The 19098-nt window shown below is 30.4% G+C and carries 17 protein-coding genes; 3 read left to right on the plus strand and 14 right to left on the minus strand.

Going from position 1 to position 19098, the window contains the following annotated elements:
- Positions 1-127: 127 nt before the first annotated feature.
- From feoB to JOC70_RS09250, 3 genes are all read right to left on the minus strand, one after another.
- On the minus strand, positions 128-2248 hold the full coding sequence (gene feoB, locus JOC70_RS09240) for a ferrous iron transport protein B (RefSeq protein ID WP_204598604.1): 2121 nt from the start codon (positions 2246-2248) through the stop codon (positions 128-130).
- A gap of 102 nt (positions 2249-2350) precedes the next feature.
- Positions 2351-2572, minus strand: a complete 222-nt coding sequence (locus JOC70_RS09245) for a FeoA family protein (protein ID WP_204598605.1) — start codon at positions 2570-2572, stop codon at positions 2351-2353.
- 324 nt (positions 2573-2896) lie between these two features.
- The gene (locus JOC70_RS09250) at positions 2897-3343 is read right to left on the minus strand and encodes a hypothetical protein (RefSeq protein WP_204598606.1); all 447 of its coding nucleotides are present in this window, start codon (positions 3341-3343) and stop codon (positions 2897-2899) included.
- Positions 3344-3556: 213 nt separating this feature from the next.
- Here JOC70_RS09250 and JOC70_RS09255 point away from each other — a divergent pair, with 213 nt between their 5' ends.
- From JOC70_RS09255 to hydF, 3 genes are all read left to right on the plus strand, one after another.
- Positions 3557-3946 (plus strand): rhodanese-like domain-containing protein, encoded by a 390-nt coding sequence (locus tag JOC70_RS09255; RefSeq protein ID WP_204598607.1) that lies wholly within the window; start codon positions 3557-3559, stop codon positions 3944-3946.
- A 307-nt stretch (positions 3947-4253) separates the two neighbouring features.
- Positions 4254-5663 (plus strand): [FeFe] hydrogenase H-cluster radical SAM maturase HydG, encoded by a 1410-nt coding sequence (gene hydG / locus JOC70_RS09260; protein WP_204598608.1) that lies wholly within the window; start codon positions 4254-4256, stop codon positions 5661-5663.
- A gap of 42 nt (positions 5664-5705) precedes the next feature.
- Positions 5706-6893: a [FeFe] hydrogenase H-cluster maturation GTPase HydF gene (gene hydF / locus JOC70_RS09265; RefSeq protein ID WP_204598609.1), complete on the plus strand. Its 1188-nt coding sequence runs from the start codon at positions 5706-5708 to the stop codon at positions 6891-6893.
- 249 nt (positions 6894-7142) lie between these two features.
- Here hydF and JOC70_RS19165 read toward each other — a convergent pair whose 3' ends face one another.
- The 11 genes from JOC70_RS19165 to JOC70_RS09315 form a co-directional block, all read right to left on the minus strand.
- On the minus strand, positions 7143-7622 hold the full coding sequence (locus JOC70_RS19165; protein WP_341534877.1) for a CPBP family intramembrane glutamic endopeptidase: 480 nt from the start codon (positions 7620-7622) through the stop codon (positions 7143-7145).
- A 41-nt stretch (positions 7623-7663) separates the two neighbouring features.
- Complete coding sequence (locus tag JOC70_RS19170) at positions 7664-8116, minus strand: hypothetical protein (RefSeq protein WP_243429089.1); 453 nt, start codon at positions 8114-8116, stop codon at positions 7664-7666.
- A gap of 28 nt (positions 8117-8144) precedes the next feature.
- A complete protein-coding gene (locus JOC70_RS09275; RefSeq protein ID WP_204598610.1) occupies positions 8145-9950 on the minus strand; it encodes an ABC transporter ATP-binding protein in 1806 nt (601 codons plus the stop codon).
- A 91-nt stretch (positions 9951-10041) separates the two neighbouring features.
- Positions 10042-10839, minus strand: a complete 798-nt coding sequence (locus JOC70_RS09280) for a TraX family protein (RefSeq protein WP_204598611.1) — start codon at positions 10837-10839, stop codon at positions 10042-10044.
- Between the two features lie 126 nt (positions 10840-10965).
- Positions 10966-12267, minus strand: coding sequence for a lanthionine synthetase C family protein (locus JOC70_RS09285; protein ID WP_204598612.1), 1302 nt, complete (start codon positions 12265-12267; stop codon positions 10966-10968).
- Positions 12264-13019, minus strand: a complete 756-nt coding sequence (locus JOC70_RS09290) for an NAD(P)H-dependent oxidoreductase (RefSeq protein ID WP_204598613.1) — start codon at positions 13017-13019, stop codon at positions 12264-12266. The genes JOC70_RS09285 and JOC70_RS09290 overlap by 4 nt, the downstream gene beginning before the upstream one ends.
- A 44-nt stretch (positions 13020-13063) precedes the next feature.
- Positions 13064-13822, minus strand: coding sequence for a flavodoxin family protein (locus JOC70_RS09295; RefSeq protein ID WP_204598614.1), 759 nt, complete (start codon positions 13820-13822; stop codon positions 13064-13066).
- A 22-nt stretch (positions 13823-13844) separates the two neighbouring features.
- Positions 13845-14804: a CPBP family glutamic-type intramembrane protease gene (locus JOC70_RS19515; protein ID WP_204598615.1), complete on the minus strand. Its 960-nt coding sequence runs from the start codon at positions 14802-14804 to the stop codon at positions 13845-13847.
- 397 nt (positions 14805-15201) lie between these two features.
- A complete protein-coding gene (locus JOC70_RS09305) occupies positions 15202-18291 on the minus strand; it encodes a lantibiotic dehydratase (protein WP_204598616.1) in 3090 nt (1029 codons plus the stop codon).
- A 46-nt stretch (positions 18292-18337) separates the two neighbouring features.
- On the minus strand, positions 18338-18916 hold the full coding sequence (locus JOC70_RS09310; RefSeq protein ID WP_207755279.1) for an accessory gene regulator ArgB-like protein: 579 nt from the start codon (positions 18914-18916) through the stop codon (positions 18338-18340).
- Positions 18913-19068, minus strand: coding sequence for a cyclic lactone autoinducer peptide (locus tag JOC70_RS09315; protein WP_243429090.1), 156 nt, complete (start codon positions 19066-19068; stop codon positions 18913-18915). The genes JOC70_RS09310 and JOC70_RS09315 overlap by 4 nt, the downstream gene beginning before the upstream one ends.
- Positions 19069-19098: the final 30 nt, after the last annotated feature.

The raw sequence follows: 19098 nt of genomic DNA on the forward strand, positions 1-19098 counted from the left end.
GGTAAGCCTTTAAAGGACTTACCTCTATTTTATGTTATGGGGAGTTTTAGGGTTAATGGGTTAATAGATAATACAATTAATATATCAACAAAATGTGTAGAAAATATGAAAAATCACTTGGTAAAACTTACAACAAAATTGTGATAATGCGTGCAATGCCAGTAGTAATAAGGCAAACAGCAAAAGCAATCCCCGTTGGAATTAGTATCCCAAGCAATGTCCACTTTTTACTTCCTGTTTCCTTTTTTATGGTTAAAATCGTGGTTGCACAAGGCCAATGAAGTAAGCTAAATAGCATCATGTTTAGAGCGGTTAGATAGGTCCAGCCATGATTTAATAAAATTTGTCTGAGCGAATCGATACTTTCAAATTCAACCATGGAACCAGTTGATAAATAAGACATTAAAAGTATCGGCAGTACAATTTCATTTGCAGGTAGTCCTAAAATGAATGCCATTAAGATGTATCCATCTAGTCCTATTAGATGAGCTAACGGCTGGAGTAAATTCGCAGCATGCGCTATTATACTTAAATTTCCAATATATACATTCCCAAGTATCCACGTAACAGCCCCTGCTGGTGCTGCAACAGTTATTGCTCTTCCTAACACAAATATCGTTCTATCAATAATGGATGTATATAAAATTCTTCCGAATTGAGGTTTTCTATAAGGAGGAAGCTCCAATGTAAAACTTGAAGGTACACCCTTAAGCAGAGTTTTAGAAAGCGTATACGAAACAAGCAATGTAACTATCACTCCAATTATAACCATTATAGTAATAGCCAAGGTTGGATAGATATTTGAAACTTTATTATTATTTGTAAGCAAAAATACTGAGGAAATAGCCAGCAGCGTTGGAAATCTTCCATTGCAAGGCATAAAATTGTTCGTTAGTATTGCAATAATTCTTTCTCTTGGAGACTCAATGATTCTGCATCCAACAATACCTGCTGCATTACATCCAATTCCCATACACATTGTTAAGCACTGTTTCCCGTGAGCACAAGCCTTTTTAAAGAGATGATCTAAGTTAAATGCCACCCTTGGCAAATACCCTAAATCCTCAAGTAACGTAAACATCGGAAAAAATATTGCCATTGGCGGAAGCATTACAGAAACTACCCATGCTAAAGTTCGATATAGACCAAGCACTAAAACTCCATAAAGCCAAGCTGGTGCATCAATCTGATTGAACCATTTAGTTAGAACTTCCTCAAACCCAAATAGCAAATTTGAGAGAACTTTTGAAGGTATGTTAGCTCCCGTTATTGTAAGCCAAAATATCATTGCTAATATTAGAAGCATTATTGGGATGCCAAAAATTCTTGATGTTATATAATTATCAATAATTCTATCCCTGCTATTTTTACTTTTATCTTTAATTACATATTTGTCCCTAATATATTCTGCTTTTTTGTAAATTTGATAGGTTATATCATCTCTTATTTCCTTTTTTTCATGAGTTAACCTTAAGTTTTCCGCACTATATAATAACTCTTCAGATATATTTGCATCTATTCCCTTTAAAATCGTACTTGTAATACCTTTATCTCCATCAATAAGACGTAGCGAAAGCCATCTTGAGTTAACAACTTGTACTCTTTCCTCTGCAAATGGCTGCATATGATTGATCATTTCTTCGATATAATCTTGATACATTATCTTTTTAGGGTTTGGTTTTATTTCTTCAGAAGAAACCTTATAAACTGCCTCCTTTAATTCCTCTATACCAATATTACTTCTTGCTGCTGAAAGTAGCACAGGTATTCCAAGTTCTTCTTCTATCCCTTTACTGTTAATTATTATACCCTTCTTCTTTGCTTCATCTATTAAATTAATACATAGAATTACGTTGTCCGTAAGCTCCATAACTTGATAGGCTAAATTCATGTTTCTTTCAAGACAAGTTGCATCCGTTACAACAATAACTGCGTCAGGATTTCCAAAGCAAATGAAATCCCTTGCAACTTCTTCTTCCACAGAAGATGCAAAAAGTGAATAAGTTCCAGGCAAGTCTACTAGTATATATTCTCTATCTTTTACCTTGAATTCTCCCCTTGCATTTGCAACAGTCTTTCCAGGCCAATTTCCTGTATGCTGATGAAGTCCAGTTAACGCATTAAACACGGTACTTTTTCCGGTGTTTGGGTTTCCAGCTAATGCTATAACGTATTGTCCTTCCTTTTTGTCCACCTTGTATAGTTCAGTTAGCGCTTCCATCCCTGTGGACTTATAGGTCAGCCCCATCTTAAATCCTCCTATTAATTGCTGCATAATTTATAGAAATCTTTGATTTCGTTATAAATTAGCACATCTCAATTTATTTGAGATGTTTCATTTAACTAACATTTAAGAAATTATTATTAACGATGCTTCTTCTTTTCTTAAGGCAATCATAGCTCCCCTAATATCATATACTGTTGGGTCTCCTGAAGGCCCTCTTCTTATAACCTCTATATTTGCACCTTTGGTAACTCCCAAAGCAAGCATTCTTTCTCTTAACAATCCTTGTGCGAATATATCTTGAACTTCTACAAAGTTTCCTACCTTTGCATTATTTAAAGTCTCCATCTTTTATGAACCCCTCACTTTTTTATAATTGTTAGCTTAGGCTAACTTTTAATATTAGCTAATGTTATCTTATGCATTTTATTCTATAAGGGTGAGTGATTAAAAAAAATTACTAAAACATTTTATAGGTATTGGGTTTTAGGCAAAAGAGTATCTGAACAAAAAAAATAAGGTGATTTCCACCTTATTTTTTCTTATTCTATATATAATTATCATAGTACAAGAACTACTGTACCTAATATATCTTAAAGGCTTGGTGGTTCACACCTAAGCCTTTAACTACGCTTTTAGCTACTATAAAATAGGGCTTAGAAATTTTAAAATCTAATAACATACAAAAGTCTCTATTTTATTTGTATCAATTCCAAAGTATTTCCAACCAGTTCTAGTCCACATATAGCCTGAAACAGAAGTTCCTCCTACAAAGGTTAAATAGGCCCAAAATGACTGTCCATTTGTAAGCCAAATATATATATATCTATTAATGCATGATTTTACAGCACTAGAATCCACAGCAGTTACTTGAGGTCCTGCACTTTGAGGTTTAGGTGGTATAGTTTTGGGTGGCGGTGGAATTTGAACTTCCTGAGAACTTCCCGGCATACCTGGCTGCTCAAGCTGTCTGTTATATTCATTTCTCTCTTGTATAAATGGGCATCTAAATTGTTTTAAATAATATTGATAATAAGGGCACATGTTCCTATCGGGATAAGTGTATTCTCCATTCTTGTCTAGATCTCTAATATCAAATTCATCATAAAAAATTGACAATTAATAATACACCTCTTTATAATATTTCATTAATATTATATGTAATGATGTAAAAATTGCCCTATATTAAAGTAAACTTATTTCATAAAAACTTCATAAATTATTTATTACAAAGCACCCCATAACTAAATTTTCCTTCGTAATATTTATTCTTTATGTTATAATATCGATATCGTAATATTTAAATATAACAATTCAAAGGATGGTGCACATATGGATAAAATACTACTTGCAGTATTTGCAGCTATTGCCCTTTTTAACATAATTAGAAGAAGATCTATTGTAACCAATGAAAATGTAAAGAATCTTTCTCCTGAAGAAACCTATAGATTTATAAATGAAAGCACAGACGTTATTATATTAGATGTTAGAACAAAAGAAGAGTTTAGTTCTGGCCATATACCTAATGCAAAATCTTTTCCTGTACACGAAATTCCTTCTAGAATTAATGAGCTTGAAAAGTTTAAGAATAAGCCTGTCCTTGTTTACTGTGCTTCTGGTGGAAGAAGCCCTATGGCAATTAAGCATTTATTAAAAAATAACTTTACTAATATATATCACTTAAATAAAGGCATTTCTGCTTGGAAATATCCTTTAAAATAACCTTTTGGATTTTTATAGTACTTTAAACAAATTTATGTATATTTTAAATATTAGTTGTTATTTATCATATTTAAAATTATAATTAATATTATAATAGTAAATAATAACTTTCTCTTTATTCGGACTTTAAACTCTTAATAAAGGGATTTAAAAAACATGATTCTAATTGCAAGGATTATTCTAAGCAAAAGGAAAAGGAGTGCTATAGCTTAATTTTGGTAAGACAAAATTCTGCCCTTCTACCCTTTTGAGGTAGAAGGGCTTTTATTTTTAACTTGTAAATTTAAAATAAAGGAGTGTATTAATAATGAGAGAATATAAAGCAGATGAATTTATAATCCATTCAGAAATACTAAAGAATATAGAAGAAGGTGAAAAACTTTCTAAAGATAAAGAATATGTGAAAACACTTTTGGAAAAGGCTAAATTATATAAAGGACTTACACCTAAAGAAGCTGGGGTTTTATTAAGTGTGCAAGATGAAGATATCCTAGAGGAAATATATAAGGTTGCTAAGGATATTAAAGAAAAGATATATGGAAGAAGAATTGTTATGTTTGCTCCATTATATGTAAGTGATTATTGTGTAAATGGATGCACCTACTGTGGATACAAATGTTCTAACTCCTCCTTTACAAGAAGAAAACTTAGTATGGAAGAAATAGCTGAAGAGGTTAAAATCCTTGAATCTATGGGACACAAAAGACTTGCACTAGAAGCTGGAGAAGACCCTGTAAATTGCTCCTTAGATTATATAATAGACTGCATAAAAACCATATATTCATTGAAGTTTGAAAATGGAAGCATACGCCGCATAAACGTAAACATAGCTGCAACTACTGTTGAAGATTATAAAAGATTAAAAGATGCAGACATAGGAACTTATATTTTATTCCAAGAAACTTATCACAAGGATACTTATGAAAAAATACATCCAAAGGGACCTAAACATAACTATGATTATCATACCACAGCTCATCACAGAGCAAGAGCCGCAGGAATTGATGATGTGGGAATAGGAGTACTTTACGGGCTTTATGATTACAAATATGAAACCATAGCTATGCTTATGCATGCTGATCACTTAGAAAAAGCTACAGGGGTAGGTCCTCACACAATATCTTTTCCAAGAATCAGACCTGCTGAGGGCGTATCCTTAGAAGATTATCCATACTTAGTTTCTGATGAAGAATTCAAGAGAATTGTGGCTGTTGTAAGACTTGCAGTTCCCTACACCGGAATGATACTTTCAACAAGAGAAGATACTGATTTCAGAAATGAAGTTATAAACCTTGGAATATCTCAAGTAAGCTCTGGCTCTTGCACTGGAGTTGGAGGATATACAGATTCTCAAAAAATAGAAAATCAAAAACCTCAATTTGTTGTAGGTGATCATAGAAGCCCCCTTCAAATTATAAAGGACTTATGTAAAGATGGATATATTCCAAGCTATTGTACTGCTTGTTATAGAGAAGGAAGAACTGGGGACAGATTTATGAGACTTGCAAAGACAGGTCAAATATGCAATGTATGTCAACCAAACGCACTACTTACATTAAAAGAATTTTTACTTGATTATGGTGATGAAGAAGTAAAATCTCTTGGAAATAAAGTTATAGCAGAAGAGCTTACAAAAATCTCAAATGAAAAGGCTAAAGAGGAAACAATTAATAGACTTAAAAGAGTAGAAAATGGAGAAAGAGATTTGAGATTCTAATCCATATAAAATAGCAATTATTATAACAAAGGAGATTAATTTATGCTAGATACACCTAAAGCAAATAGGCTTCATATAGGAGTTTTTGGAAGAAGAAATGCTGGAAAGTCAAGCCTTGTAAACGCCCTAACTTCTCAAAATTTATCTGTGGTTTCAGATATAGCTGGAACCACTACAGACCCTGTATTTAAGGCAATGGAGCTTCTACCTATAGGTCCTGTTATGATAATAGATACTGCAGGCCTTGATGATGAAGGCTCTCTTGGAGAGCTTAGAATAGAAAAAACTTTAGATATAATGGATAAGACAGATATTGCTCTGCTTTTATTTCCAGGTGATAGCAGTGAATTTTCTATGGAAAGCGCTTGGCTTAATGAGCTTAATAAGAAGAAAATCCCCGTTATTGGAGCTATAAATAAAATAGATTTATACAAATTAAATCAAGATGATTTACAAAAGGAATTTAATATTCCTTTTGTAAGCATTAGCGCTGAAAATAAAATAAATATCTCTGGGCTTAAGGAGGCAATAATTGAAAATGCTCCTTTAGATTTTGAAAGAGAAAGTATTGTTGGAGATATAATAAATCCTAAGAACATGGTGATAGTGGTTGCCCCTCAGGATATTCAAGCTCCTAAGGGGAGGCTTATTTTACCTCAAGTTCAAGTAATAAGAGATATTCTAGACCATGATGCTATGGCTCTTACTGTAAAAACTACTGAACTTAAAGATATTTTAAATTCCTTAAATAAAAAACCAGATTTAGTTATTACAGACTCCCAAGTATTTAAGGAAGTTAATTCAATACTTGATCCTTCTATTCCTTTAACCTCCTTTTCCATACTTATGGCAAGGTATAAAGGGGACATAAATATGTTTAAATCTGGTGCAAAGGCAATAGAAGACCTAAAGCCTGGAGATAAAATACTCATTGCAGAAGGCTGCACTCATCATGCTCTTAAAGGCGATATTGCTAGAGAAAAGCTTCCTAGCTGGATAGAACAAAAGGTAGGGGGAAAACTTCAAATAGATGTAAAGTCTGGTGATGACTTTCCTAGTGATTTAACAGAGTATAAACTTGTAGTTCACTGTGGAAGCTGTATGTTTACAAGGAAACAACTTTTATCTAGACTTTCACGATGCAAGGAACAAAATGTACCTATAACAAACTTTGGAGTGTGCATTGCTGAGCTTAATGGAATACTTGATAAGGTTACAAAGATGTTTTAAAACAAAAGACCATTCCGGAATCCATAAAGAAATTTATATAACCTTCTTTTAAAAAATTTTATATGTAGATATATATTTTACTCATAGAGAGGATAAATTCTAAGGTTTATCCTCTTTTCTTTCTATTTTGGTTTTTGAGTTTTTATTATATTATTCTACTAAACTTAAATCAATTCGTAGTTCATATTCCCTGTTATCTTTTATTTTTGTGTAGCGTCATATCTCATTTGTAATTTTTATTTCTTCTTCCTATTTCCTATATTCTTTAGTAAATAGGAAAGTCAAATAAACTGCACACATGCAAATTAAGTTTACTAATAATAATTTTTCAAGAGAAATAATATTACCTCCCGTACTACTTCCAATAATATAAATTAAGCTATTATTCATACAATGAAGTATACAAATAGTCCATATATTTTCTGTTTTCATATAGACAAAGCCAAAGAATATAGCATATAAAATACAAACAATCAATTGATTTAGAATAGAATAAAAAGGCATCACTTCACTACAATCAAACATATTTAGTGGTAAATGCCATATGCTCCAGATGACCCCTAAAAGAATAATGCCCTTTCGTTTGCCCAACCGCTGCTGAAGAGCAGTTTGTAGAAAATATCTCCAGCCATATTCCTCCCCTAAAAATAATCCCAACTGGATTATAAACCCGAAAAATACAACAGGTATTGCATTTATAAATATCATTATATCCTTGAAAACACTCACAACTTCTTTAACGCCACCTAAAATAATTGTTCTTAAAACATTTACACATATATATAAAATAACATAATATATCGAATGGATACCTTTATGTTTTTTCTAAAACCTAATCCGAAATTATACATTTTTTCTTTTTCATCTGGTAAAGAATACATGAAAAACAAGGTAATACTTCCCACAATAATCCAACCGTCTATATACATCCCTAGGTCTTTGTGAAATACAAACACCTCTGCTAAAAGAAAGAAAACCGAGATAACAGTAAAAAACAAATATGCTCCATAAAATTTTATTGGTAGAGTTTTACGTTTTTGGTTGTTTAATAATAAAGCTGCCATTACACCTATAGCTGGATAATACATCTGTATTATCCCAAAAGCACTAACTGGATATTTTGTATATGCAAAGGCCATAGCACAGCCCATGCCTATAGTAAATCCAAAGGTTACTAACAAAAATGTAGTAAGATCTTTGTTTGAAATACTGTATTCAGGCATTTTTACCCCACTTTCTTTTTCTATGCTATTAACTCAATATATTCTGTTCCATTTGGTAATTACCTACTTGGATATTATATAATTTATTATAAACTCCATTTGAATTAATAAGCTCTTCATGAGTACCACTTTCTACAATAACTCCTTCTTCTAAAACGATTATATTGTTAGCTTGTCTAATAAAGTTATTGAATCTGTGAGCTATAATAATACCTATTTTATTTTTCAACAAATCATTATACATATTAGACAAGTTGTATTCTGATATAGCATCTAATGCTGCATTAGGTTCATCTAATATATATATATCGGCTTCTTTTGCAAATGCTCTTGCTAAAGCAACCTTTTGCCACTGGCCAATGGATATTTGTTTCCCACCATCAAACCAATACCCCAACTGAACGTCTATATTTTTAGGTTCATTGATTGTCAAGTGTTGTAAATTAAACTTATTACTAATTTCATTAATTCGATTGTCGTTCCTCATGATATCTAAATTGCCGTAGCCTATATTTTCTCTAAAAGTAGTTTCAAATTTAGCAAAATCCTGAAATAAAGTACCTATCTTTTTTAATAACACTGATTTATCTATTTCCTTTAAGTTAATTCCATTTATGTATATACTACCTTCATAATCGTTGTAAAACCCCATCATTATCTTTATTAAAGTAGTTTTTCCACTTCCGTTTCTTCCTATTAGTGCAAAAAATTCACCCTTTTTTATAGCTAAATTAATATCTTTTAATACATAATCTCCATCTTCTCTATACTTATAATAAAGATGTTCTATTTTTATTTCTCTTATTTCATCTATTTTCTTTAAATCCGTTACTTCCTTTTTGTTATTCAAATTTAAAAAATTATATAACTGATCTATAAAAATGCTTTCTTTTTGTATACCTGCAAAAGTTTCTAGTACCTTTTGAATATAAGATTTTACATCTATAATTGTCCTTGTATATGTTATAACATTTCCTATTAATATTGTACCAATATATCCATTATAAACAACATAAGCAAACATAAGTGCACTTAAAATCTGTTCGAATACATCCACAATGGATAAATATACTGTAGACTGCCTTGCAATCTTTAAATCCTGTTCATTAAATTTATTAATATATTCTTTGTATTTATTTATAAAATAATCAAATAATCTATAAGTTTTTAATTCCTTATAGTTGTCACCATTTTTAACAAGATAATCACAGTACCATGCCTTTCTCTCCTCATTAGTCCTTGCCTTTATTATTTCAAATTGCTTTACATTTACGTTTTTAACTATAAAATACTTAATAATCGGAACTACTAAAACTACTAAAACAAGCCAAACCTTAAAATAAAACAAAATAATCATATAAGAAGTCATAGTAATCAGGCTACCTATGATACTGATAAACATGTTAAAATATGATAACAGCTTACCTTCGCTCCCATATTGTGCACGCCTAATCATATCATATGTTTCACTATTTTCATAATCCTTCAGCTGAAGATTCCCTGATTTCTCCAATAATTTCTCTTTAATCATTAAATTAAATTTTAAGCTAAACTTAGTATTAAAATATCCTATTAATCCTTGAAATATAGTTTGGATCAAACCTACTGCTGAATAAAGAACTATGTAGATAAACACTATGCTTAAGTTTTTCGTTCCAAGTTGTATTAAGTTAATTATCTTCTGCATTAACAGTAAAGAAATTGTAGGAAATATACCTGTTACTATAGTAGAAATTAAAGTCACACAGATATATATTTTATCTATTTTACAAATGTATTTTGTTGTTTTAATTAAGTTGTCCCATACGTTTGTAGCGTTTTTTTCTTTGCTCATAATTTCTCTCCTATTAAGCTAAATCTTATATAATGATATTAAATTAAGTTATTATAATTTTTGACTATGGAATAGTTATATTTAACCATACTTAAATACCTCTTGATGCTAAGTATACTCTTATAAAATATAAAATCAGTAAATGTAATGGATAAAAAATATAAAAAAAGCACTTTGTCCTTAGCCCTCTTTCTCCATTGTAAAAATAAATTGTAATCAATGAAAGATAGACAATGCCAAAGCTTGCTGGGACCTCATATAGAAATACAATAACCCCTGATAATATTTGAAGTATCCTTTTTTCTCTAAATATATAAAAAAGAGCTATACAGAGTATGCCATAATATTTAAAATCACATTTTATGAACTTAGCTATTGCTCCAAATACTACTATAGTTGCTATAATGGCAAGTATAGTAGCTACTTTGTTTATTTTTTTATTCTCAATAAGTTCAATTATATACATTGTACATATTCCTAAAAATAAGGTAAAAAATACATTATTTAATCGAGAGGCTGACAAAAATATTTTATTAGCAAAAGCTAAGTTAAAGGGTATTTCAGAAATTAATGCAAAGGTAAAAAGTCTTAATGCGTATTTCTTTTTATTGCTTGTATGAATATATCCTTCAACAAGTAAAAAACAAATTATTGGAAAAGATATACGTCCCACTGCTCTCATTATTAAATAGATGACATTTAAATTGACTCCGTAGTTTATCACTGTATTTCCGGCATAGGGTATTAATTTATAATATATGCCCATCAAAATTAATACTGCTGCAATATGATCAATTATCATGGAAATAACCGCTATAATTTTTAATGTACTGCCTGGTATTCCCTTTTTTTCTGATAGTTCTGTTCTTTCAGTTATAGAAGTATTCACTATTATCCCTCCTTCGAATAATATAAATAGCTTTCTAGATGTATTTATAAGGATTTCAGTTTTTTAGATAAAAAACTCTGAAATCCTACTTCAATGTTATAATTGAATTCATAATAAAATATACTTTTAATCAATCATTAATAACCTTCCATATTCCACATCCTCACAAACGACCCCTAACAGTGACAGAACAACTCCACCTATTCCTTGTAAGAGAGACATGTCATCTTTAAAATACCCTTTAATAATTTTATCCATATTATAATGAGCATTATCATCCCTATGAAGTGCATTAATAACTGCGCTTATATCCTTCTCGATTGTTTCAATAAACCGTTTATCTTTTCTATCTCTATAAGCCATTGTTCTTATAGATAAAACGCTTGAATATCCGTGGCATAGTATTGTCTCGTATAAGTTATATTGATCCACAGGTTGATTGATTATATTAATCAAATCCTTCTTATAAACCTCCTCTTTTTGTGAATATTTCATATATTGAGCCGCTTTTTGTAATCCTCTTGCTATACCTGTGTTTCCGTAACACCAACTTGCCATTACAGGCCTTAATTTATCTGAAAACTCTCCTTTAATGTAACTATCAAAAGATAACTGTGTAGGCCATGTAGCAACATTACCATGATATATTTTGAATTGATCATAAATACCAAACAACTCATTAATTGCACTTTCAATTCCTTCTACTTCTATACCTTTACTATATGCTTTTGTTAAGGCCACTAATGGTCCCAACATACCATGAGATAAACCAAAATTAATATTTCCATTTGGAAACTCAAGTTTTTCATCTTCTCTAAACAGATTTTCCTTGGTAAGATGAAAATTGATAACCGAGTGCTCCATATACTGGTGGTATTTTGTTAATTCAACAAGGTATTCAATTAATTTTTCTAATTGTGATTTCTCTTCAGAACTCCATTTAAAATCCAACAAAAAATATATAAAACCAGATACACCAGCAATGGTATCATAATCGTTCATAGTTATATCTTTTTTTCTTCTTAATCTTTCCGTAAATTTAACAGATTGCTCGAGAAAAAGCTTATTCAATGTATTGGAAAACTTAGATAAATTACCAGTTTTTTTATTAAACAAACTGATACAAAAACACTTGTATCCTAATCCACCAATCATCCCCATATGTTCTTCCGAAATACCATATGTTTCTATATCCTGTTTTAATCCCTTACATAAGTCATACCCCATTTTCTCCCATTTTTCTTTATGCTTTACCAATGGATACGCCTCGGAAATAATCATTAGCAAGTCACAATAGTATATAGGGTTTATTATTTCCAAATCATATTGCTCTCCAACATATTCAAAAAAGCACTCTAGAGACTTATTAATTTCATCCTTTGTATTCGCCGAAATGTCTATATAACTGTTTACATTATTATTTATCATAAATTTATTCCTCCATTACTTTTCACCCCTTGCATTCGCCTGTTCTTAGCTGCAAACTCTTGAAATGATTTACATTCCTTAATCCATGCTTGATTCCAATAGCTCCATTCATGCTCCAACTGCCCTACAGCTATATGCTTATCAATTAGAATATTATGATAATTTTGATAATACCCAAAGTAATCCTCCAACACCCGATTTGTATATCCGTAATTGTTTCCTATAGAATTTAAAAACCTAACTGCACTTGTTTCTATGAATTCCTCAATAGTATCCTTTTTTTTAGTAAAAACAAAGCTATCTAAATTCTTAATGCCTATATTACTTTGCATTTTCTTCATATATTCTCTTACAAGCTCCTGTCCACTATCCATTGCAGTAATCATTGTAAATCCCAACCTTCCAGCATAGTTCATTAAATGAGAGGAACTAAATATTCTATCAGCAAAAGTCTTCATAACGCCCGAGATATTGTGAAAATAAACTGGACTAGCAAAAAACACGATATGTGATTCTAATAGTGCTCTTCTTATCTTCGTAAAATCGTCACATTTATCAATTGGACAGAAGCCCTTATCGAAACAAGTTGAACATCCAACACAGTAATCTACTTTATAATCTCTTAAAAAAATTACTTTCGTTTCATAACTTTCATCCAAAGTTTCAATTCTTTTGAGTGTCTCTCTGGTTAAGAAATTTGTAATGGAATTTTTATTATTACTACCAACAATGGCTAATATTTTACGTTTCACAATAATTTCTCTCCTTACTACATATTCTTTTAATAATAATATGTTCACTCTTGTAAAAAATTCTTTGTAGATGATGCTACTATTCTATTTTTAATAGCAAATTCCTGAAATGACCTGCATTCTTTAATCCAAATTTGATTCCAGTAATCCAATTCAAATGTTTCCTGCTTTTCTTTGCCTAAATCTTGATTAATCATGTTACCATAAAGATTTCTAAAAAAGCCAAATCTCCATTCCAAAATTCTATTTGTATAACCATAGTTATTTTCCAAAGATTTTAGAAAGTTAATTCCATTTGTTTTTACAAATTGTTTCATAGTACTATTCTCATTAGAAAAAACATAATTGTCTAAATTCTTAATGCCTATTGCTTCTTGCATTTTTATAAGATATTTTTTTACATCATCTTGACCAGTACTCTCTGTTGTAGTTAATGTAAATCCTATTTTCCCAGCATAATTCATTAAATGTGTAGATGCAGAAATTCTGTCGAAAAAAGTTTTCATAATACCTGAAACATTATGAACATAAACAGGACTAGCAAAAAATATGATATCCGACTCTAATAACTCATTTCGTATAATTGTAAAATCATCCTGTTCATCCATAGGACAAAATCCTTCATAAAAACATATTTTACAACCAATACAGTAATCTATCTTATAATCCCTTAAACAAATTACTTTAGCTTCATAACTTTCATTCAATGTTTTAATTTCATTAAGCAACCCTTTCATCAGCATATTTGTTAATGACTGTTTATGATTACTACCGGCAATAGCCAATATTTTTCGTTTGCACAACAGCATAGCACCTCTTTCTGTATCATCTTTTAAAATATATATTCATTCTTGCACTAAAAACACTTATTACAATAATAAGTTCTATGACAATGCTGAATACTATTGCTGATGCGGTAAAAAACTCCTTGTACTTACTTTTATCCATTTTAAACTGCTTCGAGATGTTTTTCACACTGCACCGGTGAAACAAAGGTTTAAGAATATTGTCTTTTAAACAAAGCAATAATGAGATTATCATTATTATAAAATTGAACACTAATATTCCTAAATCAACGTGAACATCTGTGACTTGAGGAAATTTCAAAGCTATAGTGTTGCTAAGAATTCCAGGAATTCCGCTTCCCATATTAATTAGATAATGAACACAAATGGGCCATTTTATATTACCGCCCATTACATACAAAATGCCCAAAATGATACCCGACATAGATTTAACAATAATTAGCTGGCCATGTACTATCCCGAAAAGTACGCCAGCTGCGACAATGGCAAATACATCCCCATATTTTCTTAAGTTTTCAAGTACAATCCCTCGATAGATAATCTCTTCCCAAACTACTGGTATAAGTATGCTAATTGCCATTATAATTATATTTGATGAATTTATATTAGTGTTGGAGATAAGTGGCATTGCATTATATAATTTATAATATCCCGTGCCATACACGTAAGTAAACGCAATAAGCCTGTCAAAGCTTATAAAAAATATGGTCAATAGTAGTAGACTCTTAAACTTAAAGTTGACTTTCTTCCTTTTACCAATTAACATTTCTTTTGGATTCACTTTTAGTAAAAATAGAGAAGGTAATAATAAGGCTATAATCCATGCAATACTGCTCGGTCTTCGTTTTACTACATTAAAATCAAGAAACTTTTCTACAAATCTTAATGCTGGTCCATATAATAATAGGCGAGCTAATAAAAAAACACATCCTATCTTATTGGCAGTTGTTTCCAAGGTAACTTCTTTTTTTATCTCCACTTCTCTCCTCCCTTTTTTGCTAAGTAGGTCATCAAAAGGGTCGTAAGCCTATATTTTAATTTAACTCATTTGTTTTATTTCTTTGTTATGTTTAGCAACGCAGTACATTTCCTGGTTCAACACCATAACGGCACGCTGTCATATCACTTGGTGAACAATGAGTTGAAGGATTAGAACATTGAGCCTTGGACAGATCTATAATACTTTCAAGGCAATCACGAGTACTAAGTGAAAGAGTCTCAGATTGACTATTATTAATTCTCACTTTCTTTAAATCCAAATCAAAATCTTTGAAATTACTCATAACAATTCCCCTTTCTAATTTCCAATATTTTTTATTTTTTTATTAACTCTTACGACCCCTTGGATGACCTACTTAATCAAATTTACAATATAGTTATTTTATCTTTGTATGATTCCATTTTTCTATTAAAGCCTGAAGAGAATGCCTTATAATTGATAGATATTTTCTTTCATATTCTATAACTCCAGTCAAACGGTTACAATACATATGAGTCATTGAAAACACTATCTCCTTTTTAGTATTCGTTGTCTTTTTATTTCTAATCTGTTTATCAAGTTGGCTTTTGAAGTCACGTAATGTTGCTTGTCTCTTTTTATATACATCCATTACCTCTAACAATCTGTCGTCAATTTCGTTTAACTCTTCCTTAAAAATACATTCTGCAATTCTAATATAGTTGTCTCTTCCTTTTCTAAATTCATCTCTATGTTGATTTTTTAAGTTCTCTTCATCTAGTATTTCAAATAATTCCTTTTCATCATGAGTTAACTCCTTTAATGTGGTTATCATGCCCACCATGTATGCTAGTTCCCTATCCTGCTCATTATCTAAATCAAATAAATTTAACATAGCTATTACAAAAATACTATCAGTATAAAATACCTTCTCCGCATGTTCTATTAACTCTAAGCCACCATATCTATTGGCTTCTCTTTCATACACATCAAATACAACTCTATTAACTAAACAGTTTTCTTGCAATTGGAAAATCCAAGAATTAATACTATGCAATTTATTTAAAGCTATATTTTGGTTTTTGAATTTGAATCTTAATCGTAAATGTTTCCCACCCTCAGAGTATCTAATAAAGAAAAATTTCTCTGGATTCAGATCATCTAACAATATTTGTAATTGTTGTTTTAACAATTCACTATCTTTATTTCCCAATCCATATAACTTCATGTAAATCCAACCATCATCACATAGACTAAATCTATTGTTTTTATTTTGAAAAATTCTATTGTCTTGTACAAAATCCTCTTCCCTGCTTAATTGCAATGGTTTATTGTTTGTTTTATTTTGAATGAATGAGAAAACAAATTCTCCTATGTAATAGCCTGCTTCTAAATCCTTAACAATAGGTTCCGAAAGCATTTCAGTTTCACACATGTGCAATTCATCCCTCTTCTTAACTGATGAGTATATAGCCTGTAAAGACGCTTCCAGCTTTAAGTCAACTAATAATCGATTATCACCTTCACATAGATACACATATTCATCAACTTGATATATACCTCTTACCTTATCAAAACTCTTTTTAAAAGTTTCAAAACTTTCTATATTAAAGTCTTTAATGCTAAAATTCCAACGCCTAGGATGTATTATAATATTTTCGAATTTAATTCTTGGAGTATAAATATATTCATTTTTATAAAGTTCAAGAATTCTAGCTATTACTTTATCTTCATACTCATCAGAAATCAATCTTAATAAATTTATTATCTTGCTGTTTAAACGAGAGGCTAACATATTATCCACAATTACTTTGCACTTTTTCTTTTTACTTATTGATTTTATGTATAATTCTCTCTCTTGTGACAGTCCTATGCATAAATCATTTAGTGGAATTTCTCCAGAAACAGTTTCATCTGTACAGGCTATTGCTAAATAATATTCATGATTTTTATATCTGTTTGTAATGTTATTTGCTCTTCCGTTAACAGCCATTTCTCTTACTTCTATAATTAAATACTCATTTTCAGTTAATTCAATTTCTTTTTCATATATTTCATTATATTTAGCTATTAATTGTTCGTCAAAAGCATTGTAAAACCTTTGAAATATACTACCCGCTTTATTTGAGCATGGAGGTGCAACAGTAATATTGTAATCCTCTCCACTTAAATCCTTATCATTTCTAGTTATATAAAAACCTATATCGAAAGATTTTGAATCTTTCTTGTCTTTTTCTTTATTGAGTATTGATGAGAAGTCCCCATTGTACAAATTAACTTCTTTGTCACCATTCATCAAGCCCAATATAATTTTGTTATCGATGATTTTTTTTATTGTTCTTTCTCTATGCGTTATACCTTGGTTACTACTCCCCATCAAGTCTAAACCATTAAAAACATTTTTATTAATAATATCAATTAATGGTACTTCAACATTTAAACCAAACCTTTCCGAAAATACTTCTTTAAATTTGTTTAATGTTGAATATTCGGCGGCATCCATAGATATTGTGTTTAAACAATTTACAAAGTGCTCTAATTTATCTTTAATTTTATGTGCTAAGTAGTTTTTTTCTAGCACTAAGCCCTTATTAATTTCTAGATAGTTCCTTGATTTATGAATACTCTGCATTTTATCATAAATAACTTCTAGAGTTTCTGACTTGTTTTCAACTTTACAATATTCCTTTAATAATACTTCAATTTCTGTAAGCTTGACCACAAATTCCTTAACATGCGAGTTATCCTTCAATATCTTAATAACATGCCCTAACCCATCATCACAATAAGCAGGTATTCTTAAATTTGTTATCAAATATTCATTTTCTATTAACTGAAGTAAAGTACGGTCAATTAATTCCTCAGGAGCATCTTCATATGCTGCTCTGATGATATCCTTTATTTCTAAGAAAGGTGTAAAATTTTCTGCTTCTCCTCTAATAAGTTCTATTAAAGCTGTATATTTTATATCATTTTCTTCAACCTGATCCTTAGATTCCTTGAGAATACCACTATTGGAAAAATAAGGGTTTTTAAGTCTTTTACCCCATAAATAACAGATTGGATTGAATTTTACTTTAAGTTTAGAAACTACATTAATATCTTTCTCAAGCTCATGTATCACACGAGCTATCCATAGTGCGTCTGCCCTGACATCTTTAATACATTCATTTTGATTAATAATAATTTCAGTTTCATTAGAAAATTCTCCTAGCCCTACCCCTGCCAACAATCCAAAAGGAGTCGGTCTAGTGGATGCTCTTATCATATAATTTAGTATTCCAGAATTTAAATTCCTAATTTTTTTCTCGCTTATTGGAGGATTTTTTAGGCTCTCATATAAAGTTCTACTTGATACCAATAGGCTTTCTTCAATAAAATTTATTATGTTCTGATTTTTATAAATATAATCTAAAACATTATCACCGATTTTGTTAAAATCCCAAAATACTTTAAGAGGTAAACTTGGTACTCTTACCATAAAAATATCATGACACAAGTATTTCATATCCCTTACACTTCCCTTCTTGTTAACCTATCTATAGTAACTCTTACTACTTGCTGATTTTGTTTCTAATTTTCCCAAATACAAGCATACAGTTAAGAGCTATAAGTGCTACTAATATACAAATTGAGACTTGACACCATCCTAAAATTATCATAGATAATAAAATAATCACTTCAAAACCTAAAACTATTCTGGCTCTTCTTCTATATACTTTAACCTCAATTTTGTCCAAAGGCTTGTTCCTGTCTTCCACAGGTACAAGAAAGAATATGCTTGTTCCTATTACAAATAGGACTATGAAACAAATAGTGCTTGTCCAGATTATAAGCTTTATTCCTAAAAGCGCTGATACTATTAATAATATAGAAAACAAATAGCATCTTAACTGTGTCTTAGTATGATATCCTCCTGCATAGATTCTAAGCGGAATATATGCCATCATAAAAGCAATACTTTGCCAAACCATTCGGAAAACAAGACCAATTAATATAGTAGTAACAACATTGACTACCATTAAAAAGCCTTGCTCTAAACCATATATACATACATCTTTATCTTCACAGGCAATTACTTCATTTTTAACAAACGAGTCTGCTATTCTATGAGATAACCTAAATTTTATCAAAACTTGCGAAGCTTCTTAGCTCCCTTTGGTAACTTAGACTGATGTGAGAAAAAACAGCAGGTAGTATTGACATTCAATGCTGTTATCATAAGAGCAAGACTTGCAATAGTGCTTCCAAACTTTAGCACAAAACTTCTCATAAAGTTTTTCAAAGCTAATACCTCCTATCCGTAGTTTATTTT

Origin of the sequence: Clostridium pascui (assembly GCF_016908015.1) — a bacterium.
GTDB lineage: Bacteria > Bacillota > Clostridia > Clostridiales > Clostridiaceae > Clostridium_AK > Clostridium_AK pascui.

Bases quoted from the DNA above. Each gene is read 5' to 3' on its own strand.
- feoB (WP_204598604.1), bottom strand. From the start codon at position 2,248: ATGGGGCTGACCTATAAGTCCACAGGGATGGAAGCGCTAACTGAACTA.
- JOC70_RS09245 (WP_204598605.1), bottom strand. From the start codon at position 2,572: ATGGAGACTTTAAATAATGCAAAGGTAGGAAACTTTGTAGAAGTTCAA.
- JOC70_RS09255 (WP_204598607.1), top strand. From the start codon at position 3,557: ATGGATAAAATACTACTTGCAGTATTTGCAGCTATTGCCCTTTTTAAC.
- hydG (WP_204598608.1), top strand. From the start codon at position 4,254: ATGAGAGAATATAAAGCAGATGAATTTATAATCCATTCAGAAATACTA.
- hydF (WP_204598609.1), top strand. From the start codon at position 5,706: ATGCTAGATACACCTAAAGCAAATAGGCTTCATATAGGAGTTTTTGGA.
- JOC70_RS19170 (WP_243429089.1), bottom strand. From the start codon at position 8,116: ATGCCTGAATACAGTATTTCAAACAAAGATCTTACTACATTTTTGTTA.
- JOC70_RS09275 (WP_204598610.1), bottom strand. From the start codon at position 9,950: ATGAGCAAAGAAAAAAACGCTACAAACGTATGGGACAACTTAATTAAA.
- JOC70_RS09285 (WP_204598612.1), bottom strand. From the start codon at position 12,267: ATGATAAATAATAATGTAAACAGTTATATAGACATTTCGGCGAATACA.
- JOC70_RS09305 (WP_204598616.1), bottom strand. From the start codon at position 18,291: ATGAAATACTTGTGTCATGATATTTTTATGGTAAGAGTACCAAGTTTA.